A 25,680-nucleotide genomic window follows, 5' to 3' on the forward strand; every position below is an offset into this window, starting at 1 on the left:
ATTAATGGATTATTAAGAGGTATACACATGAATGCAAAACGCAAAACGATTGAGTTGGCGTTGCAGGGGGGTGGTTCTCATGGAGCGCTTACCTGGGGTGTCTTAGATCGACTGCTGGAAGAAACCGACCTGCATATTGAGGGCGTTAGTGGAACCAGTGCAGGGGCGATGAACGCTGTGGTGTTGACGGATGGCTTGGAAGAGGGCGGACGTGAGGGCGCACGCGCCGCATTGGAACGTTTTTGGCGGGCCGTCAGTGATGGCGCTAAAAACAGCCCTTTTCAACGTGATATTTGGTCACGCATCAATGGTACTTGGAGCCTTGATAGCTCACCTTCGTATTTGTTCTTTGATCATTTGTCGAGGGTGTTTTCGCCTTACGAACTGAATCCTATGAACCTTAATCCTCTGCGAGACTTAGTGGCGGATTTGGTTGATTTTGATCGAGTGAATCGTTGCACCGCCATTAAGTTATTTGTCACCGCAACCAATGTTCGCAGTGGGCGTCCTAAAATATTTCGCCAGCCGGATTTAACGGTCGATTCACTGATGGCGTCGGCAGCCTTACCTTTTATGTTTCAAGCCGTGGAAATCGAAGGGGAGGCCTACTGGGATGGTGGGTATTTAGGTAATCCCGCACTCTACCCTCTAGTCGATGAATGCGATGCACGTGATTTGGTTTTGGTGCAGATCAATCCATTTTATCGGAAGGAATTGCCACGCAGCGCCCGTGAAATTATCAATCGACTGAATGAAATCACGTTTAATACCAGCTTGGTTAAAGAGTTACGTAGCATTATGCTACTGCGAGACTTAATTCAGACAGAGGGGCTGGAGCACGAGCGTTATCGTGATATGCGTTTGCATTGTATTCATGGAGAGGATGATCTTTGGCCATTAGAGGCCTCTAGTAAGCTCAATGCTGAGTGGGAGTATCTTTGCCATTTGCGTGATCTAGGGCGGCAGCGTACTGATGCATGGTTGGAGCAGAATAAGCACGCATTGGGTGAGCACTCAAGCTTTGACCCTGATTGGTTGCTTGAGGATGCGGTTAGACCTGTTCAGCGTAACAAAGGAGTGTAACTGATGATCGGTTTGTTAGGGGTTGTATTTGCGCTGGTGCTATTGATCTGGCTGGCGTATCGAGGCATCAGTGTATTGCTGTTAGGCCCGCTCATGGCGCTTTTGGCAACACTTTTTGCGGCTGGGACGCCTTTAATGGCAAGTTATACTCAGCTCTTCATGGGCTCGGCTGGACAGTTTATCATTCAATATTTCCCTCTCTTCTTACTGGGAGCCATATTTGGGAAGTTGATGGATGATAGTGGTTCTGCCGAAGCAATCAGTCAAACAATCGTTGGCCACTTGGGATCAGAGCGAGCCATTCTGGCTGTTGTGCTTGCCTGTGCCGTATTGACCTATGGCGGGGTCTCGTTGTTTGTTGTGGCGTTTGCCGTCTATCCGATTGCAGCAGCGCTGTTTCGACAAGCAGACATTCCCAAGCGACTGGTACCTGCAACCATTGCTCTTGGTGCCTTCACGTTCACCATGACTGCCTTACCTGGCACGCCTGCTATACAAAACGCAATTCCTATGCCTCATTTTGGGACAACGCCCTTCGCGGCTCCATTTTTAGGCATCATCACGGCATTGGTGATGTTTGGATTGGGGCAATGGTGGCTGTCGAGACAAGCCAAACTTGCGAAGGGGGTAGGTGAAGGCTATGGCGCCCACGAGGATCAGCCTGTCAGTTTTGATAAAACTCAGCGGGAGTTGAGCGCGGGTGAGGGGTTTGATGTCACGCTGATTGAGCCAGACATCAAAGCAAGTGGCTTGCCTCCATTTGCCTTGGCAATTGCCCCTGTGGTGCTGGTCATTGTTTTAAACTATTTACTGAGTACTCACCTGATACCTCGTTTGGATACTCAGTATCTCGCCGAGCCAATCTATGGCAGTACGTCTTTGGATGCGGTCAGAGGGATCTGGGCAATTATTGCTTCTTTAACCTTTGCCTCATTGTTGCTTATCGGGATGAATTGGCGTCGTTTGGGTGAGCTACGTCGCACCTTAGATGATGGAGCGAATGCTTCGGTACTGCCGATCTTTAATACGGCCAGTTTAGTTGGCTTTGGTGCGGTTATCGCGGCGTTACCCGCATTTGACATTATTAAAGGGTTTGTTGACGATCTAGGTGGAGGTAACCCCTTGGTATCCCTAGCTTTATCTGTCAATGTGTTGGCAGGTGTTACAGGGTCAGCCTCGGGGGGGATGAGCATTGCTCTGCAAACGCTTGGCGCTGAGTACTTGGCATTGGCTAATCAGTTGGGCATCTCGCCTGATCTATTGCATCGTGTGACGACAGTGGCAACCGGAGGTCTCGACAGTTTGCCGCACAATGGTGCCGTTGTGACACTGCTGGCCATTTGTGGACTCACGCATCGCGAAGCGTATAAGGATGTATTTATGGTTGCGGTGGTGTTCCCGATACTTTCACTGGTGTTGCTGGTGGTCTTGGGAAGCCTCTTTGGTGCGTTTTAAAACAGTGTTATTTAAGAAAAAGTGTTGGAGTGTCTCAGCATGAGAAATTAGCCACTCGCTCCCAAGAGGTCAGTGTCTCCTAGGAGGGAGTGTGCTTCACGAAAGGTAAGACTTAATTCTTAAGTCTTAAAAAATAGATTTCACGTATAAGGTAGTTAAGATAAGATCAACGTCGATTGTCAAATAAGGATAATACTATGTTGAGCCGTTTGAAAATGACCCCTAGGTTGATTCTAATTATCAGCTTGCCTTTAGCTTTTTGTCTTTCTCTAGCGGCTTATGTTGTTATTCAGCATACCAGTCGAACGGTCTCTGGCCAGGGTGAAAATGCTGTCAGCATGGTCGCGTTAGCCAGTGCCGATAGTGTCAGTGCTTGGGTGAATGCGCGTTTAACCGTGATTCAAACGCTGGCTCGGACATCCGCACTGACAGGGGGCAATATCGACGAGATTTTTGCATTCGTTCAGGGTTATGGCCAGCGTATGGGCAGTGACTTCGAAGTGATGTTTTTTGTTGATCTAGAGGGGAACGCCTATCATCACAACGGCAATATAGCGAGCCGAGCGGATCGAAATTATTTTCAACAGTTAATTGTCCAAAAAAGTCGCACCACAGTAGTCAGCGATCCACTCTACTCGGGTACGACGGGCAATGCGATTGTGGTACTGGCGCAGTCTGTTTTCGATACCTCAGGTCGGCTCATTGGTTTGTTGGCCGCCACTGTTACCCTTGATACCTTAACCACGCTTGTTGATGAAGTGTCCGATGACAATGCCAGTGCCTGGCTGATTGACTCTCGCGGGGTATATGTTGTGCATCCCGATGCGAGCAGACGCATGAAAGTTAATGCATTGGAGTCCCCAATACCCGAATACGCCTCTTTTTCAAGGAAAATGGTGGAGGGGCAAGCGGGAATCTCCGATCTCGTACTGGATAACCAGCAAAGAGTGATCGCGGCATACTATCCAATCGCGGGTAATCAAAGTTGGTCTTTGGCTGTTGCGTTGCCCTATGAGGAAGTCATGGCGGCGGCGCTGAATCTGCGCGTGTCCTTGATGACGGCTTTTTCCATTACCCTGCTTGTTTTGATTGTTATTATCGTGTTTGTTTCTCGGATGATTGTGAAGCCAGTGAATGCTACTCGTTATGCGTTGGATCAAATTGCAGCAGGTGATGGTGATTTAACTCAGCGTTTGAACGAAGAGCGTCAGGATGAATTAGGTGATTTAGCGCGGAGCTTTAACCGCTTTGTCGGCGGTGTGCAATCAATCATCAAGCAAGTGAGTGATGCGGCGATACAACTCGGCGCCGCAGCAGAGCAGTTGGCAGCATCAAGCCAGGTGACGAACCAGCAAGTTCAGCAGCAAAGTCATGAAGTCACCCTCGCAGCCACCTCTATGACTCAAATGGCAGCGACGGTTACCCAAGTTGCAGGCAATGCCGCTCAAGCGGCCTATGCGGCAGAAACCTGTAATCAGTCTGTTAAAGATGGAGAGGTCGTCGTCAAGAAAAATGCCAATGAGGTTGGTTTGTTGGCTCAAGAGGTTCAAAAAGCTGTGGATGTGATTCTGCGCTTGCAAGACGATACAGAGTCCATTGGAAAAGTACTGGAGGTTATTCGTGGCATCGCTGAACAAACCAATCTACTTGCCTTGAATGCGGCTATAGAAGCAGCACGTGCCGGTGAATATGGGCGAGGGTTCGCTGTTGTTGCAGATGAGGTGAGGACGCTGGCAACACGCACACAAAGCTCCACTGAGGAAATCCGTGAAATTATTGAACAGTTGCAAAATGCATCTCGACGAGCCGTTGATGTTATGCATAACAGTTATTCAAAGGCAAATGTGGCTGTTGAGTGCGCGGAGCATGCATCGCATAAGCTTCAAGATATTACAGGGGTCATTTTGACAATCAATGATATGAACACTCAAATTGCAACTGCCACTGAAGAGCAGTCCGCTGTTGCTGATGATGTCAGTCAGACCTTGGTGCGCATCAGCCATAGTGTGGAGCAGCTGTCGAGTGGCTCAAGTCATATCGCATCGGCCAGTGATGGCATTGCGTTGCTTGCCAATGATTTGCAAGCTAGGGTTGGGCGTTTCAAAGTCTAAAAGTACATCTGGCGGATTCACTTTGGCGCAGATTGTTTGACGTGGTAGGATATTCCCAAATTTCTACTCAAGCCCAATCCAAAGGAAGTAAAGCGTGTCAAACATGGATATTCAAGCGTTACTCAACGCATATGTCAACGTCATTCCGAATCCAACCCTTGCCGATCAACGGGTGGCGTTTGGAACCTCTGGTCATCGAGGTTCTGCATTGAAGGCATCCTTCAACGAGCATCATATTCTGGCAATCTGCCAAGCCGTTGCGGATTATCGTAAGGAGCAGGGCTTTTCGGGTCCGTTGTATCTGGGGATGGATACACATGCATTATCAGGACCTGCTCATGCATCGGCACTGGAGGTGCTGGTTGCAAATGGCATCAACGTGCGCGTTCATCCTCAAAATGCGTTTGTACCAACGCCCTTGGTGTCCAGAGCCATCATTGTTCATAATCAACACTCTCCAGACGCTCTGTCGGATGGCTTGATTATTACGCCTTCTCATAATCCGCCAGAAGACGGTGGTATAAAGTACAACGCCGCTGATGGTGGGCCTGCCGCAGCAGAGGTTACTCGTTGGATTGAGCAGCGTGCCAATCAGTATCTTGAGCAGAATCTGTTGGGGGTATTGCGTGTTGATCAAGCCGAAGCAGCGGCCAAAGCTGAGGCATTTGACTACGTAAAATATTACATTAAAGATCTTGAGCAAGTAATTGATATTGAATCAATTAAAAAAGCTAATTTGACCTTGGGAGTTGATCCTATGGGCGGTTCAGCACTTGAAGTATGGCAGGAAATTGCCAAGACCTTTGAGTTGAATCTTTCCATAGTGAATGAAGATCAATCCCCAGATTTTGCCTTTATGCCGCCGGATCACGACGGAAAAATCCGGATGGATTGTTCGAGCACAGCGGCGATGGCAAACTTGCTGAACATCAAAGATAGCTTCCAGTTAGCCTTTGCAAATGACCCTGATGCCGATCGCCATGGGATTGTAGGCCCAGATGGTTTAATGAACCCCAATCATTTCTTGGCTGTGTGTATTGATTACTTATTGACTCATCGACCCGAATGGTCCAAGGACGTGGCAATCGGCAAGACCCTCGTTTCCTCATCAATTATTGATAAGGTTGTGGCAGGCCGCGGGTGCTCGCTCTATGAGGTTCCTGTAGGATTCAAATGGTTTGTTGAAGGCTTGTTTAATGGTCGTTTGGGCTTTGGCGGTGAAGAGAGTGCTGGTGCAAACTTTTTAACTCGCCGTGGTCAGGTGTGGTGTACCGATAAAGACGGCATTATTCCTTCACTCTTAGCGGCTGAAATTCTTGCGGTGACGGGCAAAACACCTCATCAATATTATGAGGAGCTGACGCAGGCGTATGGTCGGCCTTATTACCGTCGTATAGATGCGTCTGCATCGACGGAGCAGAAGGCTGTTTTATCTGCAATGAATCCTAAGAGTGTGACTCAATCCACCTTGGCAGGAGATGAGATTGTTGCACGTTATGTCGAGGCACCCGGGAATGGTGCATCTATTGGTGGATTGAAGGTCGTCACGGAGGCGGGTTGGTTTGCGGCTCGTCCTAGTGGCACAGAGGCGTTGTATAAAATTTACGCTGAAAGCTTCAAAAGCCAAGCACATTTAGACACCTTGTTAGTTGAGGCGCAGGCTCTGGTTTCAAAGGTGTTTGCATCGCAAGGGGTGTAAATAGGCGGTCGTCAAAGGCTCAGCAGAGCGTGCTGAGCCTTTGAAAAGCTTATTCTTTTTTCAAAAGCAGCCAGGTTTTAGCGTAGTCTGCAATATGACGGTTGTTTGCGTGGTAGTGGTCCCAGTCGCGGAAGTAGCCACTTAACCAATCAAGCTGGTAAAGATTGTCATGAAAAGCTCCACCCGTGTCCGCCAAAACGGTCAGTCTGTAGGTCGGTTGACCATGCTCAGTGGTTTGCAATAGGACAACACGTCCCAATCCGAGTTGAAAAATATCGCCAGCGACGGTCACTTTTGGTTTGACTGGAATTTTATAGTCCGCATCCTTTCCATACCCCAGCACGCCTGGAACTTCTTTAAAATACCAATAACGTTCCTGATCTTCGGGTTTTTGTGTGCGGTCGTATGCAATGCCATTGTTGCGATGCACGTTGAAGTAGCGGCGCTGATTGTCGGCTTCTAAAACGGCGGTTCCTTGCAATAATGCACCTTCAAGATCGGCGCGACTTAACCAAATCAGTGGGGGAGCTAGAGCCGGTTGTGTTTCAAGCGCGCCTCTTAGAATGGCTTGTTTGCCAAATCGATAACGCGTGATCTGATCCCTACGTGCATCCGCCTCTTCAAGACTTAAATGTGCTTCATCAAATGGAAGGCCGTATAAGGCATGAGGTGACTGCGCGGTTTTGGCTGGAAAGCCATCCGCCATGCGCACATAATATTTTGTTAGCAGCAATTGGTCGGACGGTAAGCGCTGCAACAGCGGTTTGTCTTGGCTTAGGCTTTTTGCTTTGGCTTGATCCGGTAGCCATTGCACACGTTCAAAAGCTGAGTTGATAAAATCAGGATCGGTCAGCCGTGATGCGCCTGTTGCCAAGTCCTCTTGATACACCTGGCAAATAAATGCCAAGGTGTCTTGAATACGATGAGTTGGAACTTTTATGCCATCGACGGTTCCACCATGAATGGCTTGTGGGTCATAGCTGGGGCCTTGTTTTAAATATTTTAATGTCTCATTGGCAACAGCGCACAGGTCTTGACTATGATTAGGCCAAGCACCGGCCGACAAAGGTTGGGCAGATTGAAAGCTGGGTGCCGAGTGTGCAAAACCTGCCAACACAAGGCTGGTTGAAAAGGTGATATACCCTAAAGATTTAAAAAACGTGTTTCGCATAATACAGTTGGCCTCAAAATAATGTGCTTAAAAAGCAAAGGGCAGTGTACAGATACAGACGTGCTTCGAACAGGGTCTAGTGTGCCAATGTGAAGCTGAACAGAGGCTGACATAGTTATTTCTGATGCCTCCATCAATAATTTGCATTTGATCCTGATCCTTGAATGCGGGATCATTGAGCTTATTTTTTCTAGGTTCTTTCAGGGCTGTCTAATGATTCCAAGAGTTGTCGATATTAACCCTACACAACGTCTCTATCTTGAGTTTATCGAGACACTAAAAACGCGTGGCTTTCAAGGTGACCTAAACCCTGAGTATGCGCACCGAGTTGTGTTAGCGACGGACAACAGTATCTATCAAGTGTTGCCACAAGGGATTGTTTATCCCCGTAATGCACAAGATCTTATTTATCTGGCAAGGCTCGCGTCAGAGCCGCAGTTTAACAGTATTGTGCTAAGTGCGCGTGGGGGCGGTACAGGCACTAATGGGCAGTCTTTAACCGATGGTTTGGTGGTTGACTGCTCTAAGTATATGAATCGTATCATCGAGATCAATCCTGACCAGCGTTGGGTGCGTGTGCAGGCGGGGGTGGTCAAAGACCAATTAAATGCAGCTTTGAAACCTTATGGGCTGTTTTTTGCCCCCGAGTTGTCAACCAGTAATCGAGCCACCATTGGTGGAATGATCAATACTGATGCCAGTGGACAGGGGTCAGTGCTCTATGGCAAAACCCGAGACCATGTCCTTGAGCTGGAAAGTGTATGGTTGGGTGGTGAGCGTTGGTTGTCTAAGGCGTTGTCAGATGAAGAATTGGACAACATCAAGCAGCAGCCAGGGCGTGTTGCTGATGTCCATCGCATGTTGGATGATCTTTATTCAGAGCATAAAGATCTCATTGACGAAAAGTTTCCAAAGCTTAACCGCTGCCTGACAGGCTATGATTTGGCCCATATTCGCGATGAGTCGGGCCGTTTTAATTTAAATTCGATCTTGTGTGGTGCTGAAGGGTCTTTAGCCTTTATTTCTGAAGCAAAGCTTAATGTTTTGCCCATTCCTAAGTACTCGGCTTTGGTTAACGTAAAGTACGACAGTTTTGAAGCCTCTTTGCGCGATGCAAAGGCGTTGATGGAGTGGGGGCCGACCTCAATTGAGACTATCGACTCAAAAGTATTGAACCTTGCCATGGGGGATATTGTTTGGGACACGGTTCGAGCTTATTTTCCTCAAGAGGCACATGAACCAGCGATTCAGGGAATCAACCTGATTGAGTATACCGGTGATGACGAAGAGATTTTGCGTCAAAAGGTTGAAAAATTAACGACACACTTACGTGAAGTGAGTGGTCAGCCAGCAAAAAGCTTTGGTTTTTCTGTTGTCTATGGTTCGACAGAAATTAATAAAATTTGGGCTATGCGTAAAAAAGCCGTTGGTTTGCTAGGCAACGCGAAAGGGCAAAAACGACCAATCCCCTTTGTTGAAGACACGGCTGTACCGCCAGAAAATCTGGCGGATTTTATTATGGACTTCCGTAAGGTCTTGGATGATCACGGCTTGGCGTATGGCATGTTTGGTCACGTTGATGCGGGAGTTTTGCACGTGCGCCCCGCAATCGATATGAAGGATGAAGCGCAAGAAGGTTTAATTAGAACAATTACCGACGAAGTTGTGCGTCTGACTCAGCAGTATAAAGGCTTGCTGTGGGGCGAGCATGGCAAGGGTGTGCGTTCCGAGTATGCACCGGAATTCTTTGGTGAGCTTTACCCAGAAGTGCAGCGGGTAAAAGCTGCATTTGATCCCCGAAACCAGCTCAATCCGGGTAAAATTGCCACACCACTCTTGTCTGGAGCTGAACTGCTTAAAATTGATGAGGTTCCTACGCGTGGGCAACATGATCGTCAAATTCCCTTGGCCGTTCGTGAAACCTACGACTCAGCCATGAATTGCAATGGCAATGGGGCTTGCTATAACTATGATCCGAATGATGCCATGTGTCCGTCTTGGAAGGGGACGCGCCAGCGCATCCACTCACCCAAAGGGCGTGCCTCTTTGGTGAGAGAGTGGCTGCGGGTTATGTCAGTGAAGGGCGTGGATGTGAATGAAGCTGCCCAAGCAGTGAGACAGGCAAGCTTTATTAAAGCTTTGCCATCCAGAATTAAAAATACCCTGAAGAAGCGTAAAGGCGAGTATGATTTTTCTCATGAAGTTCATGAGGCGATGATGGGGTGTCTGGCCTGTAAGTCTTGTGTTGGTCAGTGCCCAATCAAAGTCAATGTGCCGGATTTCCGTGCCCGTTTTCTTGAGGTCTACTACGGTCGCTATTTAAGGCCCCTAAAAGACTATATGGTCGCAAGTCTTGAGTTTATGGTACCAGCGCTGTCTCGTTTTCCTCAGCCTTATAATTGGCTGATGAAAAATGGCTTAGGCCGTGCCGTGATCAAAAAAATAGGCATGGTTGATAGTCCTTTGTTGTGTACGCACACGCTTCGAAAGGGCGTAGAAGAGCGCGGAATTGAGTGGGCGACACCTTCAATAATTGAAAGCTTAAGCGATTATCAGCGTCAGCGTTCAGTTATTATTGTTCAGGATGCGTTTACCAGTTATTTCGAAACCGCATTGGTATTGGATGTGATTGATTTGCTCAGTCGGCTTGGTTTTAATGTGCTGGTTGCGCCCTTCATGCCAAATGGTAAACCCTTACATGTGCATGGTTTTATGGCGGCCTTTGCCAAAATTGCAGAGCGAAATCTAGAGGTTTTGCAGCAGTTAGAAGCGACAGGTGTTCCTTTAGTGGGTATCGATCCTTCTATGACGCTCACCTATCGATCTGAGTATAAGGATGTGAGCGATACGCTGCCGAAGGTTCAGTTGATACAGGAGTGGCTTGCCGATGCGCTGGGCTCTGTGTCCTTCAAAGCTGATTTGCCGCAAAAGCATTTTAAACTGATGCCACACTGTACGGAAAAAACGTCAGCTGCGCCTTCAATTCGTCAGTGGCAGACTATTTTTCAATCGCTGGGGCAAACGTTGGATGTCGTTTCGGTTGGGTGTTGCGGGATGGCTGGAACCTTTGGGCATGAGACGGAAAATTATCGTTTATCCAGACAAATTTACAGTTTAAGTTGGAGTGAAGTGGTCAATAAGCCAGATAGCGAAGCGACCTTGTTGGCAACGGGTTACTCTTGTCGCTCGCAAGTTAAGCGTTTAGATCAACAATCGCTACTGCATCCGGCTCAAGCACTTTTGGCTGTTCTGCAAAAGTTGTAATGCATTCATAGCATAAATGCGCGACACTGTTTGTCGTTCTGATTTTTTAAAAAGGAGAAATGCATGATCGATTTATTGCCTGAGTTGTGTGATCAGTATCCAGACTTGGTACAAGTGGTGGAGCCAATGTTCGCAAGCTTTGGGGGGCGAGAGATTTTTGGAGGTGAAATTGTGACGATTAAAGCCTTCGAAGATAATTCCTTGGTGCGTGAGCAAGTTGCCTTGCCTGGAGCGGGAAAGGTGCTGGTCGTTGATGGTGGCGGATCGATGCGAAAAGCCATGCTGGGCGATATGTTGGCTGAAAAAGCTGAAAAGAATGGTTGGGAAGGTCTGATCATTTATGGATGCATTCGTGATGTTAATGCCATCAGTCAGTTAGATGTCGGCGTGCAAGCGTTGGGTTCACACCCGATGAAAACGGACAAAAAGGGCGTCGGCGAATTGAATATTCCGGTCACATTTGGTGGTGTAACCTTTGTGCCCGGTCAATACGTGTATGCCGATAACAATGGGGTGTTAGTGTCACCAAAAGCCCTGACCCCTGCATGAAGCTCACTCAGCAGAGCCCGTGTCTACACGCGCTCTGCTGTCTTATGGGAGGCAGGGTTTGTCTGACTCAGAGCGTATACGCGCCATCGTGCGTATTTTAGAAGCCAATCCACAGGGGGTGAGTGAGTTTGCCTTATTGAAGTCGCTTCAATCGGACAATATCATTCATTTAGACCCCGATACGTTCACCGACAGTTTAAAGCTATTTCAAACGCATTTTCTGCTGTTCCATCATCTTTATCGCTTGCGGGATGAGTGGCATGAGGCGGGTAAGGGCAGCTTGTCGATTCATACCTTATCAATTCAGTTACGTCCCTATGTTCAGGGTGATGCTGGGCTTGTGCTAAATGACCCTTTGCGCGCGTATTATTTAGACCTCAATGAGCTTGCCAAAACAGAAGCTGAAGATGTTGAGCGGTTGTTGCATCGTTTCTGGCGTGGCTTATCTCAGCCCGTTCAATCAGATGAACGTCAGCAAGCTTTATCCATTTTGGGTTTAGAGAATGATGTAGATGCATCCAATATTCAAAAAGCATGGCGGCAGCAAGCGATGGCGCTTCATCCCGATCGCGGTGGTGATGCCGAGCAGTTTAAACAGGTTTGCTGGGCAAAAGACGTCCTTATAAAGCGCTTTTAGCTCCAAATTTCATCAAAATTGGGAACCTCTCTGTCTTTGTGCGTTCATATGCAGTCAACAAAGAGTAATGAGGAGTGAACATGGCGAAGTCCGTTAAAGCGCTGATTGTTGTGGTTGGTCTGGGTTTCTTGGGATGGCTTGTGCTGACCTATTTAGTGGTTAAGCCTTTTTCAACAGATCTATCCGTGATTGGTGAAGGAAAGCCCGTTGTTGTTTTGGTACATGAAAGTTATATGCCAGCGGGAATGGAAGCCATGGAGCGATTAAACCAAGTTCGGGGTGCGTTCGAAAGTGATATCAAATTTAGAGTGGCCGACTTAGGTACGCCGGATGGAAAAACGTTTGCCTCACTTCATGATGTGTTTGATGGGGCAATGGTGTTACTTGATGCGCAGGGTGAGCCCGTTCGTATTACTCTGGTGCCTGAGTCGATTGTGTCGCTCAAGCAAGAAATAGAGCGTTTGCGCTAGCATTGGGCGTCTTAAGAGCAGATGAAGGGTTAAAATCGGTGATTGGACTTCATTAAGTCGTCCGTCTCTGGCACAATCTTAGCGTGTTTGGGTTTATAACAACTACACTGCAATCAGCCTACGCATATCCTTTCAGCGATATCTTCTGTATTGGCGAAGTGCCGGTTTAATTTCGTATTGATGAGTGAGCTCGACTTTTCGTCTTGGAAGTCGAGTTTTTATTTTTTTGGAGTTTTGAGACATGTCTGAGTTGCCCCCGATTAAAGTGTCTGAGTTAGATGTCGATAGACTTGAGGGATTGTTAGATAAAAAGCCGTATCGTGATGATAAGCGTTTTGATGGTCTGCGCTCTGAATTGGCGAGAGCGGAAGTGCTGCCTGTCGATGCGATGCCTGCGGACGTCGTTCGAATGAATTCAACGGTCACATTTGAGGTTGAAGAGAGTGGTAAGCAATTTCATTTGACCTTGTGTTATCCTCATGAGATTAATGGGCGTACTGAAACGTTGTCGATCTTCGCACCTATTGGAAGTGCTCTCTTGGGCTTGTCTGTTGGGCAAACAATAGACTGGACCCTGCCGGATGCGCATCATCGTCACGTTAGAATTATTCAGGTTGAAAATTCCTCATTGAGTTAATTTGGAGCGTGTTGTGTACGAATTGCTTATTTTTGACTGGGATGGAACCATCATAGATTCGGAAGCCTTAATTATTTCCTGTATGCAGTCTGCCGCTCAAGAGGTCGGCGTTGAGCCGCCTCAGGATGAGGTGGTCAGGAATATTATTGGGCTTGGGCTTCCTGAGGCAATTATGCGCATCTTTCCAGATGCGGATCATCTGTTTGTTGAGAAAATGCGTATCGCTTATGCGCAACGGTTTATGCAGGCAGATCCAACCAAAACGCACTTGTTTCCTGGTGTTCGTGAAACACTAGAACGTTTGAAGGCCAAGGGCTATCGCTTGGCTGTTGCAACCGGAAAAAGTCGCAGGGGGTTGGATCGTGTGTTTACTGAAACCGGATTGGGTGTGCTTTTTGAAGTGTCAAAGTGTGCGGATGAAACGACATCAAAACCCGATCCACATATGCTCGATGAAATCATCTGGTTGACGGGCGTAGATCGTAAGAAAGCCTTAATGATTGGTGATACGGAATATGACCTGTTAATGGGAAATAACGCAGGTATTGATACGGTTGCGGTCAGCTATGGCGCACACCATATTGATCGCTTGACGGCATTGGGTCCAGTAAAAGAAATTCATCATTTTCCCGATCTAGAGACGTGGTTGGATGGGTTGGTTCCCGTCGAATCGTTTAAAAGTTAAAAAGGAGGTTTACGTGAGCAATAATCATTGGGATGATCCGGAACAGCAGGCTAAAACCGAGTCGCTTGATAAGGCGTATACTGAAGCCAAACCCGATGCGAAGCTGGAAAAGACTTTAGAAAAAGCGGCAGTGGATACGAACAGCAAAGAGTGGCGTTTGATTGAAAAAATCGTTTCCTCACTCAATGTTGAGCAGCGTCGCTCAAGACGCTGGGGTATCTTCTTTAAGTTTTTGACGTTTAGCTACTTGTTCGCATTGTTGGCGATTTTTTTTATCGGAAAAGATTTTTCAGGTGCAAAAGAGAGTGTCGAGCGAAAAGAGCACGTGGCGCTTATAGAGGTGTCAGGGGTCATAGCCGATGGTGCGGATGCCAGCGCAGATAATGTTGTAACGGCCTTGCGCAATGCATTTTCTGCCAATCAAAGTCGAGCTGTTATTTTGCGTATCAACAGCCCTGGAGGTAGCCCAGTTCAGGCAGGCTATATTAATGATGAGATTAAGCGTTTGCGTGCTTTGCATCCGGACAAAAAAGTCTATGCGGTGATTACCGATTTGGGCGCGTCAGGTGGGTATTACATTGCAGTGGCCGCTGATGAAATTTATGCAGACAAAGCCAGTTTAGTGGGTTCCATCGGCGTGACTTCATCAGGTTTCGGTTTTACGGATCTGATTGACCGGATGGGGATTGAGCGAAGAACCTTGACGGCGGGTGAAAATAAGGCCTTTTTAGATCCGTTTAGTCCCCTGAAAGACGATGATAAGGCCTTCTGGCAGACGGTTCTGGATACAACTCATCGTCAATTCATTGCCGTGGTTGAAGAGGGTCGTGGAGATCGATTGGTGGACACCTCTCAACTTTACACCGGTTTTATCTGGAGCGGAGAGCAAGCTTTGGCGCTGGGTTTGATCGACGGTCTTGGTAGCAGTAGTTACGTGGCTCGAGAAGTTGTTCAGGTTCCACATATGGTGAATTACACCTATCAACCATCACCCTTTGATCGTGTGTTTGATCGTCTGGGGCTTTCGATTGCTAAACACTTGAGTCAGCAGTTGAGTATTCAGTGGGTGCCACAATTAAACTAGCGGGCTTAGGTGTGTTGACGTGTTTTGGTAGTAGAGTCTCGCCCGCTTAGGGGCGAGACATCTCAAAGAATCTCAACCCCTTCATTTTCCAGCATTCGTACCAAGCGAATAAGCGGGAGTCCAATTAGCGTATTGGGGTCATCACCTTCAAGTTTATCAAATAAAATGATTCCCAGCCCTTCGGATTTAAAGCTGCCTGCGCAATCAAATGGCTGTTCACGTTCAAGGTATCGATCGATCATTACGGGCGTGAGCTGCCTAAAGTGCACATTAAACGGCACGACTTCTGTTTGCGTGATGCCTGTCGTCGTGTTGTGTAAGGATAATCCGGTTAAAAACTGCACGCAGCGACCCGATAGGCGCATTAGCTGAGCCGTCGCATTGTTTTTTGATCCCGGTTTGCCGAGGATGTCACCATCAATAGTGGCAACTTGATCTGAACCAATAATTAAGGTGTCTGGGTATAGGGTGGCGAGCACTTCTGCCTTGGCTGCGGACAATCTAGCGACCAGTTTTTCTGCCGACTCGTTTGCAAGTGGTGTTTCGTCAACATCGGGCTTTCTGCAACGATAAGCGAATCCAAGCTTATCAAGTAACGCTTTTCGGTAAGGTGAGCTAGAGGCAAGCACGATGTTTCTATTCATAAAGAGCCTTTTTTTGATAAAATAACCAGTATTCATATGATAAACACAATTTAATTGAATGAAAGCCCTGAATCCCTTTGACACGAAGGCATTCAGTGCCTAGAATTGCGCGCTTATGTCGAACGGTCAATTACCCAAAAAAGCAGACCCGCGTAAGCTTGCTGAGCGGGAAGCGCAAATTACTGGCAGCGTTGAATTTTCAGCGATGCCCCGTCTTGTTTCTTTTTTATGTCAAGAAACAGGCACGGCTCAGGCTGAGTTGAATTTCTCAACAGATGAACAGTATTTGCGAACAGTGAAAGGAAGTGTTCAGGCCAAAGTATTTATGACCTGTCAGCGCTGCCTTGAGCCCGTTGCACTGGATCTTGATGAAGAGATCTGCCTTGCTGTGGTCCTCAATGAGGAGCAGGCCAGAAACCTACCAGGGTATTACGATCCGCTTCTTATGCTCGATGAAGATGCAGATCTTATTGCTTTGGTTGAAGATGAATTAATTCTGGGGCTGCCATCTGTGCCTTTGCACCATGATTGCAGTGTGCAGATGTCATTTGGTGAGGCCGAGACCGTTAGTCCAGAGCAACAAAAACCTAACCCTTTTAGTGTGTTAGCCCAGTTAAAAAACAAGGCTGACAAGAGTTAAACCAGGAGTTTTATTACCATGGCAGTACAGCAGAACAAAAAATCCCGTTCAAGACGTGATATGCGTCGTTCGCACGATGCGTTGACGGGTCCTACTTTGGCAGTTGATGCAACGACTGGCGAAACACACCGTCGTCACCACGTAAGTGCAGATGGCTTCTACCGTGGTCGTCAGGTTATTACTAAGCAAGACGACGAGTAAGCTTGGTTCCAAAACTGAGTATCGCTGTTGATACAATGGGCGGGGACTTTGGTCCCCGCATCACCGTTCCCGCCTGTCTCCACGCTCTCGCACTGCACCCTGCATTGCATATCTATTTAATTGGTCAGTCATCTTTAATTGATCCTTTGTTGGTCGATTCTGATCTTTTGTTAGACCGTCTTACTGTTATTGATTGTCAAGACGCTGTCTCAATGGATGATAAGCCATCGTATGCGCTTCGGCATCGCCAGCATTCCTCCATGGCTAAAGCTCTGCAGATGGTTAAAGAGGGTGTCGTTTCTGCTTGCGTGAGTGCTGGAAATACCGGTGCCTTGATGGCGCTTGCTCGCAAAACACTGGGCATGCTTCCTGGTGTTGATCGTCCTGCGATCATTAGCGCTGTTCCTACCGCGAAAGGGTGTTGCTACCTTTTGGATTTGGGTGCAAATGTAGACTGCAGTGCCGACCATTTATTGCAGTTTGCTTTAATGGGGTCTGGAATGGTGAAAGCGGTCGAGGGGCTTGAGCATCCTCGTGTGGCTTTGTTAAATATAGGAATTGAAACCTATAAGGGCAATGAGCAGGTACGCTTGGCCGCTGAGCGATTCAAAGTGCAGTCTCAATTGAATTACATCGGCTTTATTGAGGCAGACTCTGTGTTTGATCATCGTGCAGATGTTATTGTGTGTGATGGTTTTACAGGCAATATCGCCTTAAAAAGCTCGGAAGGTTTGGCACGCTTTATTGCTTCAAAATTGCGAATCAGTTTTTCTCAGAACATCTATCGACGTATGCTGGGCTGGCTGGCGCGTCCTGTTTTGAAAGAATTGCAGCAGCAAATAGATCCTGGGCGACGCAACGGGGCTGCTTTTTTGGGCTTGCAAGGTATTGTTATTAAAAGTCATGGTGGTGCAAACCAAGATCATTTTGTTTGTGCTATTTCTCAGGCTGTTACTGATATTCATAATGATGTGCCGGGCCGTATCCGTGATACAATTGCCTCGCAATTGGGTCAGTTATCTAGAGAGTAGTCTGTCGCAGGGTGTAGAATCGTCGGCGAATTGTGCCGGTATAATGTCGGCTGCGATGGGTGATAAGAGGAATATATGTCTAATACGCTGGGTTTTGTTTTTCCAGGGCAGGGTTCTCAACAGCTTGGAATGTTGTCAGAGTTGGCCGCTCTTTATCCATCTATCCAAGAAACCTTTGAGCAGTCATCGGAAGCGCTTGGTTTTGATCTATGGGCTATGGTACAAAGCGGTGAAGAGTCAGTGCTTAATGCGACTGAAAATACACAGCCAGCGTTATTAACCGCCAGCGTAGCTTTGTGGCGTCTTTGGGGTCAGTTAAGTGAAGCGAAGCCAGTTGTGTTGGCTGGGCATAGTCTTGGTGAGTATTCTGCTCTAGTTTGTGCAGGAGCGTTGACCTTAGAAGAGGGTGTGCGTTTAGTTCGTCGTCGAGGCGAGTTAATGCAGCAGGCCGTTGCTCCGGGTGCTGGTGCGATGGCTGCCATTTTAGGGCTGGATGATGAGGCGGTCAGATTGGCGTGCCTGGAGGCTGCGAAGCAGGGTGGAGTTGTTGCTCCCGTGAATTTTAATTGTCCAGGTCAGGTTGTTATTGCGGGCGAGAAAGCAGCGGTTGAGCGAGGTATTCTCGCCTGTAAAGAGGCGGGTGCCAAGCGCGCAATTGAGTTGCCTGTCAGCGTCCCTTCTCACTGTGAACTGATGAAACCTGCAGCTGATGAGTTGGCCGCTTCTTTTGCGCGCCTAAACTTTGTTACGCCCAGTTTGCCAATCGTGCAAAATGTCGATGCCAATATAGCGGACGATCTCGTAATTTTGCAGAAGAATGTGTTGTCGCAGCTGTATAATCCTGTATTGTGGACGGCTTCAGTACAGCGAATGTCCGAGATGGGAGTGACTGCGTTGGTTGAATGCGGTCCCGGTAAAGTGCTGTGTGGTCTTAACAAGAAAATTGACCGGTCACTTGAAGTAGTTTCAATCTGTGATGTGGCGGGTCTTGAAAAAGCACTCAGTTTATAAAGATTGTCAGGAAGTCTTATGAGTATTGAAGGTAAAGTCGCGCTGGTTACTGGCGCAACCCGTGGAATAGGTAAAGCAATTGCTGAAAATTTGGCAGCCCAAGGTGCGATCGTGGTTGGAACAGCGACCAGTGATCAGGGTGCGGCTGCAATCAGTGGTTACCTTGCAGCATTGGGGAATAGTGGGCGAGGGCTTGTATTGGATGTTGCGTCTCCTGAGTCTGTTGAGGCTGTCTTGAAGAGCATATCCGATGAGTTTGGTGTGATTGAGATTTTAGTGAATAATGCGGGCATTACTCGTGATAATATCATGTTGCGTATGAAGAACGACGAGTGGGATTCGGTTATCAACACCAACTTAAGTTCTAGTTATCGCCTAGTAAAAGGTTGCTTACGTGGCATGACTAAAGTGCGTTGGGGACGTATAATCAGCATCAGCTCAGTCGTGGGTTCAATGGGTAATGCAGGCCAGGCGAATTATGCGGCAGCCAAAGCAGGCTTAGAGGGTTTCTCTCGAGCATTAGCTAGAGAGATAGGGTCTCGCAATATTACGGTGAACTGTGTAGCCCCTGGCTTCATAGATACAGATATGACGTCGGGATTGGCAGAGGAGCATAAAGCCACTCTGCAAGCACAGATCCCTATGGCACGACTAGGTCAGCCCAATGAAATAGCCTCTGTTGTCGGCTTTTTGGCGGGTGAAGGTGGAAGTTACGTAACAGGTGAGACGATTCATGTCAATGGTGGCATGTACATGTCTTGATGTACATTATTCGCGTTAAAGAATTGTTTTTTGTGTACAGATGTTGATAATTGTCGATCAGCAATAACTAAATCCGTCAACACGCTTGCTAGAGTGTTATCGGTTCTAATAAAATTGCGTCTCGCATCTTGGGATGTGATGGTGTCATAAAGTTAAATAGGAAGAGATATGAGTAATATTGAAGAGCGCGTTAAGAAAATCATCGCAGAGCAGCTGGGTGTAAAAGAAGAAGAAGTCGTGAACAGTGCTTCTTTCGTCGAAGACCTTGGCGCTGACTCGCTCGATACTGTTGAGCTAGTGATGGCACTGGAAGAGGAGTTTGAAACTGAGATTCCTGATGAGGAAGCAGAAAAAATTACCACTGTTCAGCTAGCGATCGATTACATCAACGCGCATCAGTAAGTAATCTATCCCGCAAGGTTTAGCCGAAAAGCCGCACCTATATTTGCTGTATAGTGCGGCTTTTCTATTAATAGCCGGAATTTCTGGAGGATCTCATGTCTCGCAAAAGAGTGGTTGTCACCGGGCTAGGTCTGTTGACCCCCGTCGGTAACACTGTTAAGGATACGTGGGACAATATTCTAGCCGGGAAAAGTGGTGCTCAGCACATCAGTCATTTTGATGCTTCAGCCTTTAATACCCGCTTTTCCGCATCTGTTAAGAATTTTGACTTATCGCCTTACATGAACGTGAAGGAAGCACGTAAAATGGATTTGTTTATTCAATATGGCATGGTTGCGGCCATTCAAGCCTTTGAAGACTCAGGTCTAGAAGTAACTGATGAAAATGCTGGACGCATAGGTTGCGCTATTGGATCGGGTATCGGTGGTCTGCCGATGATTGAAGAGACACATAATGTCTTGAATGCATCGGGTCCGCGACGAGTGTCACCTTTCTTTGTGCCGGGCAGTATCATTAATATGATCGCGGGTAATTTGGCAATCAAATTTGGGCTTAAGGGTCCTAATATCGCCATTACAACGGCTTGTACATCCGGGACGCATAATATTGGTCATGCCATGCGTATGATTCAGTATGGTGATGCAGATGTGATGTTTGCTGGTGGTGCCGAGATGGCAACAACCCCCTTGGGTGTTGCGGGCTTTTCAGCGGCTCGTGCCTTGTCCACTCGTAATGACAATCCAGAAGCGGCAAGCCGTCCTTGGGACAGAGACCGTGATGGGTTTGTATTAGGAGAGGGGGCCGGTATTTTGGTTCTTGAAGAATACGAGCATGCCAAGGCACGTGGTGCTCGCATTTACTGTGAGCTGGCAGGCTTCGGGATGAGCGATGACGCCTTTCATATGACGGCTCCTCCTGAGGATGGGTCGGGTGCAGCGATGTCTATGAACAATGCGATTCGAGACGCTGGTTTGAATTCGGACGCCATTCACTATATCAATGCGCACGGTACCTCAACTCCGGCAGGTGATATAGCCGAATCGAATGCGGCTAAGCATGTTCTAGGTGCTTACGCGCACCAGGTTCGTATGAGCTCAACTAAATCAATGATTGGTCATTTATTGGGGGCTGCAGGCGCGGTAGAGGCTGCATTCTCAGTATTGGCGATCCGTGATCAAGTTGCACCGCCGACCATCAATCTGGACAACCCATCGGAAGGCTGTGATTTAAACTATGTTGCTCACCATGCGCAGCCCTGTAAAATCGAGGCAGCGATGTCCAACTCGTTTGGTTTCGGTGGAACCAACGGCACGTTAATCTTTAAAAAGCTCTAGGTTCACGTCGCTATCAGAGTGACGTGCTCCTGTTATCTGTTTGCGGCAGTCTGAATGTTCAGTTCTGCCGTTATTTTAAGTCGATTTTAAATGATGCAATCATCTTGTTGGGTAAATGGCGTTCAGGCTGAACACATTAGCGTAACTGATCGTGGTTTAAGTTACGGTCATGGCGTTTTTGAAACCTTGCCTATCGAGCATGGCACCCCGCTGTTGTGGTCTTTGCACCGAGCGCGAATGGTCAGTAGTTGCCAGCGTCTTGGTATCCCTATTCAATCCGTGGTAGAAGCAGTAGAGCAGGATATTCGTCAGTTCTTAGCAAATCAGACGGGAGTCTTGCGTATTACGATTACCTGCGGGGAGGGGCTACGAGGCTATCGAATGCCGGATACGATTGTTCCCACACGAATTCTTCAATACTTACCGCCTACAACCTATCCCAATGAACCTGCTCGTGTTGGTATCAAGGCAATGCTTTGCCAGCAGCGTTTAGGTCTCTCGCCAAGCATGGCTGGGATGAAGCACTTAAATCGATTAGAACAGGTTCTCGCGCGTTCCGAATGGCAGACACCAGACCTGCAAGAGGGCGTTGTCTGTGATATCGATGATTATGTTATTGAAGGTACCATGAGTAATCTGTTCATGGTAAAGGCTGGTGAGCTTCATACCCCAAGCTTAGATCGTTGTGGTGTCTGGGGCGTGATGCGCCAGCATTTACTTCACTTGGCTGAGCGTGAAAGTATTGTTTTACATGAGGGGCGATATCGTCTGGATGATCTGCTTGCTTCAGATGAGGTCTTTTTTTGTAACAGTCTCATTGGTATTTGGCCATTGGTGGAACTGTCGCCCCATTCATTTGTCATTGGACCTGTGACACGTAAATTACAAGCATTGTTAGAGGCAAGTTACCGCGTATGTTAAAGAAACTTTTTTTAGTTATTGTGTTGTTGGGGCTGATGGCGGCTGGTGCGGTGCTTTGGGTGCTTGAGGCATCTAAAAAGCAAGCCTTGCAGCCTTTGCCTTTAACAGAGAAGGAATACTTCAATGTGCCAAGTGGTACAAGCTTTATGCAGTTGATGCAGCAATTGCAAGAGCGGGGCTGGATCGAGCATTTAGAGCTTATGCGTGTGTATGTTCGTCTGCATCCTGAGATAACCTCTATTCGAGCGGGTGAGTATGAAATACAGCCAGGACAGTCATTGCGCGATGTGCTGGAAAAAATGAACAGAGGTGAAGTTGTAGCCCACTATTTCACATTGGTTGAGGGGCATACGTTTAAACAGCTGCTTGCCGCTATCGCTGCTGATGCTCGCTTTGTTTCAACTCTGGAGGGGTTGTCAGAGGCTGAGGTAATGGCTTTATTGGGGGCGCCAGAAGGTGTTGCAGCGGAAGGACAGTTCCTTGCAGAAACCTATCAATTTAATCGTGGCAGTCGTGATATCGATTTACTAAGGCGCGCCTATCAAGCCCTTCATGGCTTTTTAGATCAGCAGTGGGAGTTGGCTGAGAAGGGTTTGCCTTATCGTTCTGCATATGAGGCTTTGATCATGGCATCGATCATTGAAAAAGAAACCGGCGTACCAAGTGAGCGTCCTCGAATTGCCGGTGTGTTTGTGCGACGTTTGAATTTAGGAATGCGTTTGCAAACAGACCCTACTGTGATCTATGGGATGGGTGATGCTTATCAGGGGCGAATCACACGCGCCGATTTACAAAGGCCAACACCTTGGAATACCTATACAATCCCAGCTTTGCCGCCGACACCTATCTCAATGGTGGGTCGAGAAGCGATTACGGCGGCTTTGAATCCGGAAGATGGTGATGAGCTGTATTTTGTTGCGAAAGGCGATGGCACGCATCATTTTTCTCGCACTCTTCGTGAGCATAACAATGCGGTGAATCGTTATCAGCGTAACCGTCGCAGTGATTACCGCTCGTCGCCTGGAGGATAGTTGTAATGTCGCAAAAAGGATTATTCATTACACTTGAGGGCGTGGAGGGGGTTGGTAAGTCAACCAATCTGCAGTACATCCACGCATTGCTCTTGGATGAGTTGCAAGTCCCCGTTATGGTGACGCGTGAGCCGGGTGGAACCCCTCTTGCAGAAGAGTTGCGTAGCGTGTTACTGCAGCCTAGGGCGGAGCATGTCAATGAGTTGGCGGAGTTGATGTTGATGTTTGCAGCAAGGGCGCAGCATTTGCATGAGCGTATATTGCCAAGTTTACGTCAGGGTACATGGGTGCTTTGTGATCGCTTTACCGATGCAACCTATGCGTACCAAGGCGGTGGTCGGGGGATGAATACGGATGTGATTGCCTCGCTTGAGCAGTTGGTGCAGGGTGACGTGCGGCCAGATTTAACCTTCTTGCTCGACTTGCCTGTTGAGGTCGGCTTGGCCCGAGCGCAAGCAAGGGGGGAGATGGACCGCTTTGAGTCTGAGCAGCGTACCTTCTTCGAGCGTGTCAGAGAGGGCTACTTAAAGCGTGCTCAGCTTGAGCCTGATCGCTTTATTATTATTGATGCTCAGCCCCCGCTAGTGGCAGTGCAAGCACAAATCCGACAGGCCTTGCTAAGCAGAGTTCAGAAATGACAGATCATGTTGAAATCGTTCCTTGGGCCAGCGATTTGTGGCGGCGTTTAATTGAACAGCAGGATCAGGGGCGCTTACCGCATGCCTTGTTGCTGTGTGGGCATCAGGGTATGGGAAAGCACGCATTTGCTCGTTGCTTGGCCCAAGCCTTGCTGTGTCTGCACCCTGAAGATGGGGTGGCCTGCGGTCACTGTAAAAGCTGTGAGCTGTTATCCTCTTCGACACATCCTGATTTAGTGCATTTGTGTCCTGAAGAGTCAGGCAAAGCGATTAAAGTTGACCAAGTGCGTGATCTTACCCACTTTCTTCACAGTACAGCCCAGCAAGGGGGCTATCGAGTCGTTATTGTTGATCCAGCCGAAAGCATGAATGTAAATGCGGCCAACGCCTTACTCAAATCCTTAGAGGAGCCCGGACAGCGAACCTTGATAATGCTTATCTCGCATCAGCCGGGCCAATTAATGCCGACGATCAGGAGTCGGTGCCAGCGCATTGACTTTCCAGCACCCCAGCATGAACATGCAGTAAGCTGGTTGGTTGAGCGTTTAGGTTTGTCGTCCGACAAGGCCGCTCAGTTGCTTTCCATTGCTCAAGATGCACCTTTGCTGGCCGTTAAATACCAAGAAGAGGGTTTAACCAGTCTTCGCGCAGATTTAATGAAAGGACTCATCGATATTTTAAAAGCACGAGCTACACCCTTGGAATTAGCAGATAAGTTGCAAAAACAAGACCTTTTATTGATTACGGGTTGGGTTTATAGTGTTTTAGTTGACATTGTAAGGCTGCAGACAGCATCCGAAGCTGCTAAAATAACCAATACAGACATGGAAAAGATGCTGTCAGCTGTCGCTAAAAAAGCCGATGTAACAGCATTGTTTGTACTTATTGATCAGTTGCAAGCCGAGCGGGTTGGTCTTATGGAAAGACATAACCCAAATCGCCAGCTTCTGCTCGAAACCCTGTTCATGCGCTGGAATGGGTTGGTCAGATAACACTTCGAGGGTTTTTGTAAAGATGTCAATTGTGCCGAGAATAAGCCACGGGATCTTGTCACTGACAATAGAGACAAAAGAAGATTTATATAAATCTTTTATGCCTTTTGTTGTGAACAGTGGTCTTTTTATTCCCACTTCCCGACCGTATCGCCTCGGTGATGAAGTGTTTGTCTTGGTCACGCTGATGGATGAGCCTGATAAAATTCCAGTGACAGGTAAGGTCATATGGATCACGCCAAAAGCCGCTCAAGGTGGACGAGTGCCAGGAATAGGCATTCAGTTGTCAGGGGAAGATACGGCGCTGGTTCGTAAAATCGAAAATATTCTCGCCGGTGCGTTAAACAGTAATCGCCGCACCTACACGCTTTAATAGATTTTTAGGACGGCCTCTTTTAATGTTCATTGACTCCCACTGTCATCTTGATCGTATTAATCTTGAAAAACTCGGAGCATCTTTGTCCGATTTGGTGTCTGCCGCTCAAGCAAAGCAGGTCAATAAAATGCTCTGCGTTTCGATTGATTTAATTCAATTTCAAACCATGATGGATGCAATAGCGCCTTTTGAGAGTGTTTGGGCGTCAGCGGGCGTGCATCCTTTACATGTCGATGAACAGCCCTTTGATGAAGCCGCTCTACGTTCTGCATTGGCCAACCCTCGTGTGGTTGCTGTAGGAGAGTCTGGATTAGACTATTACTATAGCCGTGACCATATAGATGCTCAAAAAGTGAGTTTTTCTGGGCATTTACGCGTGGCCGGGGAGCTTGGCCTGCCTATTATTGTTCATACTCGAGATGCACGTGAAGATACGTTGGATCTGATTGCATCACAGGGGAATTCCAAGTCAGCGGGTGTTTTGCATTGTTTTACCGAGTCACTCGACATGGCTATGTCGGCTGTCGATTTAAACTATATGATTTCTTTTTCAGGCATTATCACGTTTCGTAATGCTAAAGCGCTAAGAGAGGTGGTGAAGGCTGTGCCTCTGGATCATATACTGATCGAAACGGATTCGCCTTATTTGGCACCTGTGCCTTTTAGAGGAAAACAAAACCAGCCGGCTTACGTCGTTGAAGTGGCTCAATGTGTTGCCGATATTAAGGGCATTACCATTGAAGAAGTGGCGTCTAGAACACAAGAAAACTTCTACCGTTTATTTAATAAAGTTCCTGCCTAGCAGTACCTTACCTTGCTGCTTAGGATATACCTGCAGCAGCAAGGTGGTTA

At 47.7% G+C, this 25,680-nt stretch carries 26 protein-coding genes; 24 read left to right on the plus strand and 2 right to left on the minus strand.

Annotation, left to right across the window (positions count from 1 at the left end):
* Window positions 1-27 precede the first annotated feature (27 nt).
* The 4 genes from D791_RS08295 to pgm all read left to right on the plus strand — a co-directional run bounded on the left by D791_RS08295 (window position 28) and on the right by pgm (window position 6,348).
* Window positions 28-1,083, plus strand: coding sequence for a patatin-like phospholipase family protein (locus D791_RS08295; RefSeq protein ID WP_036510144.1), 1,056 nt, complete (start codon window positions 28-30; stop codon window positions 1,081-1,083).
* 3 nt (window positions 1,084-1,086) lie between these two features.
* On the plus strand, window positions 1,087-2,538 hold the full coding sequence (locus D791_RS08300; protein ID WP_036510147.1) for a GntP family permease: 1,452 nt from the start codon (window positions 1,087-1,089) through the stop codon (window positions 2,536-2,538).
* A 197-nt stretch (window positions 2,539-2,735) separates the two neighbouring features.
* Window positions 2,736-4,649: a methyl-accepting chemotaxis protein gene (locus tag D791_RS18885; RefSeq protein ID WP_051514349.1), complete on the plus strand. Its 1,914-nt coding sequence runs from the start codon at window positions 2,736-2,738 to the stop codon at window positions 4,647-4,649.
* A gap of 103 nt (window positions 4,650-4,752) precedes the next feature.
* Complete coding sequence (pgm, locus tag D791_RS08310; protein WP_081763785.1) at window positions 4,753-6,348, plus strand: phosphoglucomutase (alpha-D-glucose-1,6-bisphosphate-dependent); 1,596 nt, start codon at window positions 4,753-4,755, stop codon at window positions 6,346-6,348.
* Between the two features lie 49 nt (window positions 6,349-6,397).
* On the opposite strand, the gene D791_RS08315 is transcribed toward pgm, so the two are convergent.
* Window positions 6,398-7,519 carry a hypothetical protein gene (locus tag D791_RS08315; RefSeq protein ID WP_051514350.1) on the minus strand — a complete coding sequence of 374 codons (1,122 nt, stop codon included), beginning with the start codon at window positions 7,517-7,519 and terminating at the stop codon, window positions 6,398-6,400.
* Window positions 7,520-7,732: 213 nt separating this feature from the next.
* On the opposite strand from D791_RS08315, the gene ydiJ reads away from it, so the two are divergent.
* From ydiJ to sppA, 7 genes are all read left to right on the plus strand, one after another.
* Entirely contained in the window at window positions 7,733-10,783 is a 3,051-nt protein-coding gene (gene ydiJ, locus D791_RS08320) for a D-2-hydroxyglutarate dehydrogenase YdiJ (protein ID WP_036510150.1), read from the plus strand.
* 63 nt (window positions 10,784-10,846) lie between these two features.
* Window positions 10,847-11,332 carry a ribonuclease E activity regulator RraA gene (gene rraA, locus D791_RS08325; RefSeq protein WP_036510152.1) on the plus strand — a complete coding sequence of 162 codons (486 nt, stop codon included), beginning with the start codon at window positions 10,847-10,849 and terminating at the stop codon, window positions 11,330-11,332.
* Between the two features lie 58 nt (window positions 11,333-11,390).
* Complete coding sequence (locus D791_RS08330; protein ID WP_051514351.1) at window positions 11,391-11,969, plus strand: DNA-J related domain-containing protein; 579 nt, start codon at window positions 11,391-11,393, stop codon at window positions 11,967-11,969.
* Between the two features lie 80 nt (window positions 11,970-12,049).
* Window positions 12,050-12,439, plus strand: a complete 390-nt coding sequence (locus tag D791_RS08335) for a hypothetical protein (protein WP_036510155.1) — start codon at window positions 12,050-12,052, stop codon at window positions 12,437-12,439.
* 241 nt (window positions 12,440-12,680) lie between these two features.
* Entirely contained in the window at window positions 12,681-13,076 is a 396-nt protein-coding gene (gene rnk / locus D791_RS08340; RefSeq protein WP_036510158.1) for a nucleoside diphosphate kinase regulator, read from the plus strand.
* 13 nt (window positions 13,077-13,089) lie between these two features.
* The gene (locus D791_RS08345; RefSeq protein WP_036510302.1) at window positions 13,090-13,761 is read left to right on the plus strand and encodes an HAD-IA family hydrolase; all 672 of its coding nucleotides are present in this window, start codon (window positions 13,090-13,092) and stop codon (window positions 13,759-13,761) included.
* 13 nt (window positions 13,762-13,774) lie between these two features.
* Entirely contained in the window at window positions 13,775-14,845 is a 1,071-nt protein-coding gene (sppA, locus tag D791_RS08350) for a signal peptide peptidase SppA (protein ID WP_036510161.1), read from the plus strand.
* 62 nt (window positions 14,846-14,907) lie between these two features.
* Here sppA and D791_RS08355 read toward each other — a convergent pair whose 3' ends face one another.
* On the minus strand, window positions 14,908-15,489 hold the full coding sequence (locus D791_RS08355) for a Maf family protein (protein ID WP_036510305.1): 582 nt from the start codon (window positions 15,487-15,489) through the stop codon (window positions 14,908-14,910).
* Between the two features lie 115 nt (window positions 15,490-15,604).
* Here D791_RS08355 and D791_RS08360 point away from each other — a divergent pair, with 115 nt between their 5' ends.
* The 13 genes from D791_RS08360 to D791_RS08420 all read left to right on the plus strand — a co-directional run bounded on the left by D791_RS08360 (window position 15,605) and on the right by D791_RS08420 (window position 25,630).
* Window positions 15,605-16,129 carry a YceD family protein gene (locus D791_RS08360; RefSeq protein ID WP_036510164.1) on the plus strand — a complete coding sequence of 175 codons (525 nt, stop codon included), beginning with the start codon at window positions 15,605-15,607 and terminating at the stop codon, window positions 16,127-16,129.
* Window positions 16,130-16,147: 18 nt separating this feature from the next.
* On the plus strand, window positions 16,148-16,330 hold the full coding sequence (rpmF, locus tag D791_RS08365) for a 50S ribosomal protein L32 (RefSeq protein ID WP_036510167.1): 183 nt from the start codon (window positions 16,148-16,150) through the stop codon (window positions 16,328-16,330).
* 2 nt (window positions 16,331-16,332) lie between these two features.
* The gene (plsX, locus tag D791_RS08370; RefSeq protein ID WP_237748572.1) at window positions 16,333-17,361 is read left to right on the plus strand and encodes a phosphate acyltransferase PlsX; all 1,029 of its coding nucleotides are present in this window, start codon (window positions 16,333-16,335) and stop codon (window positions 17,359-17,361) included.
* Window positions 17,362-17,436: 75 nt separating this feature from the next.
* On the plus strand, window positions 17,437-18,372 hold the full coding sequence (gene fabD, locus D791_RS08375; protein ID WP_036510170.1) for an ACP S-malonyltransferase: 936 nt from the start codon (window positions 17,437-17,439) through the stop codon (window positions 18,370-18,372).
* An 18-nt stretch (window positions 18,373-18,390) separates the two neighbouring features.
* Window positions 18,391-19,134: a 3-oxoacyl-ACP reductase FabG gene (fabG, locus tag D791_RS08380; protein ID WP_036510173.1), complete on the plus strand. Its 744-nt coding sequence runs from the start codon at window positions 18,391-18,393 to the stop codon at window positions 19,132-19,134.
* 168 nt (window positions 19,135-19,302) lie between these two features.
* Window positions 19,303-19,536 (plus strand): acyl carrier protein, encoded by a 234-nt coding sequence (acpP, locus tag D791_RS08385; protein WP_010323864.1) that lies wholly within the window; start codon window positions 19,303-19,305, stop codon window positions 19,534-19,536.
* A 95-nt stretch (window positions 19,537-19,631) separates the two neighbouring features.
* Entirely contained in the window at window positions 19,632-20,870 is a 1,239-nt protein-coding gene (gene fabF / locus D791_RS08390) for a beta-ketoacyl-ACP synthase II (protein WP_036510180.1), read from the plus strand.
* 90 nt (window positions 20,871-20,960) lie between these two features.
* Window positions 20,961-21,791 carry an aminodeoxychorismate lyase gene (pabC, locus tag D791_RS08395; RefSeq protein ID WP_051514352.1) on the plus strand — a complete coding sequence of 277 codons (831 nt, stop codon included), beginning with the start codon at window positions 20,961-20,963 and terminating at the stop codon, window positions 21,789-21,791.
* On the plus strand, window positions 21,785-22,822 hold the full coding sequence (gene mltG, locus D791_RS08400) for an endolytic transglycosylase MltG (protein ID WP_036510183.1): 1,038 nt from the start codon (window positions 21,785-21,787) through the stop codon (window positions 22,820-22,822). The genes pabC and mltG overlap by 7 nt, the downstream gene beginning before the upstream one ends.
* A 5-nt stretch (window positions 22,823-22,827) precedes the next feature.
* Window positions 22,828-23,460, plus strand: coding sequence for a dTMP kinase (gene tmk / locus D791_RS08405; protein ID WP_036510186.1), 633 nt, complete (start codon window positions 22,828-22,830; stop codon window positions 23,458-23,460).
* Complete coding sequence (locus D791_RS08410; protein ID WP_036510189.1) at window positions 23,457-24,452, plus strand: DNA polymerase III subunit delta'; 996 nt, start codon at window positions 23,457-23,459, stop codon at window positions 24,450-24,452. Before tmk ends, D791_RS08410 begins: the two co-directional genes overlap by 4 nt.
* 22 nt (window positions 24,453-24,474) lie before the next feature.
* The gene (locus D791_RS08415) at window positions 24,475-24,825 is read left to right on the plus strand and encodes a PilZ domain-containing protein (protein WP_036510192.1); all 351 of its coding nucleotides are present in this window, start codon (window positions 24,475-24,477) and stop codon (window positions 24,823-24,825) included.
* 25 nt (window positions 24,826-24,850) lie between these two features.
* Complete coding sequence (locus D791_RS08420; RefSeq protein WP_036510195.1) at window positions 24,851-25,630, plus strand: TatD family hydrolase; 780 nt, start codon at window positions 24,851-24,853, stop codon at window positions 25,628-25,630.
* Window positions 25,631-25,680: the final 50 nt, after the last annotated feature.

This window comes from Nitrincola nitratireducens, assembly GCF_000585235.1.
Lineage (GTDB): Bacteria > Pseudomonadota > Gammaproteobacteria > Pseudomonadales > Balneatricaceae > Nitrincola > Nitrincola alkalisediminis.

What these genes read in the sequence shown, in the direction of transcription:
- D791_RS08295 (WP_036510144.1), top strand. Translation starts at nt 28, where the DNA reads ATGAATGCAAAACGCAAAACGATTGAGTTGGCGTTGCAGGGGGGTGGT.
- D791_RS08300 (WP_036510147.1), top strand. Translation starts at nt 1,087, where the DNA reads ATGATCGGTTTGTTAGGGGTTGTATTTGCGCTGGTGCTATTGATCTGG.
- D791_RS18885 (WP_051514349.1), top strand. Translation starts at nt 2,736, where the DNA reads ATGTTGAGCCGTTTGAAAATGACCCCTAGGTTGATTCTAATTATCAGC.
- pgm (WP_081763785.1), top strand. Translation starts at nt 4,753, where the DNA reads ATGGATATTCAAGCGTTACTCAACGCATATGTCAACGTCATTCCGAAT.
- D791_RS08315 (WP_051514350.1), bottom strand. Translation starts at nt 7,519, where the DNA reads ATGCGAAACACGTTTTTTAAATCTTTAGGGTATATCACCTTTTCAACC.
- ydiJ (WP_036510150.1), top strand. Translation starts at nt 7,733, where the DNA reads ATGATTCCAAGAGTTGTCGATATTAACCCTACACAACGTCTCTATCTT.
- rraA (WP_036510152.1), top strand. Translation starts at nt 10,847, where the DNA reads ATGATCGATTTATTGCCTGAGTTGTGTGATCAGTATCCAGACTTGGTA.
- D791_RS08335 (WP_036510155.1), top strand. Translation starts at nt 12,050, where the DNA reads ATGGCGAAGTCCGTTAAAGCGCTGATTGTTGTGGTTGGTCTGGGTTTC.
- rnk (WP_036510158.1), top strand. Translation starts at nt 12,681, where the DNA reads ATGTCTGAGTTGCCCCCGATTAAAGTGTCTGAGTTAGATGTCGATAGA.
- D791_RS08355 (WP_036510305.1), bottom strand. Translation starts at nt 15,489, where the DNA reads ATGAATAGAAACATCGTGCTTGCCTCTAGCTCACCTTACCGAAAAGCG.
- D791_RS08360 (WP_036510164.1), top strand. Translation starts at nt 15,605, where the DNA reads ATGTCGAACGGTCAATTACCCAAAAAAGCAGACCCGCGTAAGCTTGCT.
- rpmF (WP_036510167.1), top strand. Translation starts at nt 16,148, where the DNA reads ATGGCAGTACAGCAGAACAAAAAATCCCGTTCAAGACGTGATATGCGT.
- fabD (WP_036510170.1), top strand. Translation starts at nt 17,437, where the DNA reads ATGTCTAATACGCTGGGTTTTGTTTTTCCAGGGCAGGGTTCTCAACAG.
- fabG (WP_036510173.1), top strand. Translation starts at nt 18,391, where the DNA reads ATGAGTATTGAAGGTAAAGTCGCGCTGGTTACTGGCGCAACCCGTGGA.
- acpP (WP_010323864.1), top strand. Translation starts at nt 19,303, where the DNA reads ATGAGTAATATTGAAGAGCGCGTTAAGAAAATCATCGCAGAGCAGCTG.
- fabF (WP_036510180.1), top strand. Translation starts at nt 19,632, where the DNA reads ATGTCTCGCAAAAGAGTGGTTGTCACCGGGCTAGGTCTGTTGACCCCC.
- pabC (WP_051514352.1), top strand. Translation starts at nt 20,961, where the DNA reads ATGATGCAATCATCTTGTTGGGTAAATGGCGTTCAGGCTGAACACATT.
- mltG (WP_036510183.1), top strand. Translation starts at nt 21,785, where the DNA reads ATGTTAAAGAAACTTTTTTTAGTTATTGTGTTGTTGGGGCTGATGGCG.
- tmk (WP_036510186.1), top strand. Translation starts at nt 22,828, where the DNA reads ATGTCGCAAAAAGGATTATTCATTACACTTGAGGGCGTGGAGGGGGTT.
- D791_RS08410 (WP_036510189.1), top strand. Translation starts at nt 23,457, where the DNA reads ATGACAGATCATGTTGAAATCGTTCCTTGGGCCAGCGATTTGTGGCGG.
- D791_RS08415 (WP_036510192.1), top strand. Translation starts at nt 24,475, where the DNA reads ATGTCAATTGTGCCGAGAATAAGCCACGGGATCTTGTCACTGACAATA.
- D791_RS08420 (WP_036510195.1), top strand. Translation starts at nt 24,851, where the DNA reads ATGTTCATTGACTCCCACTGTCATCTTGATCGTATTAATCTTGAAAAA.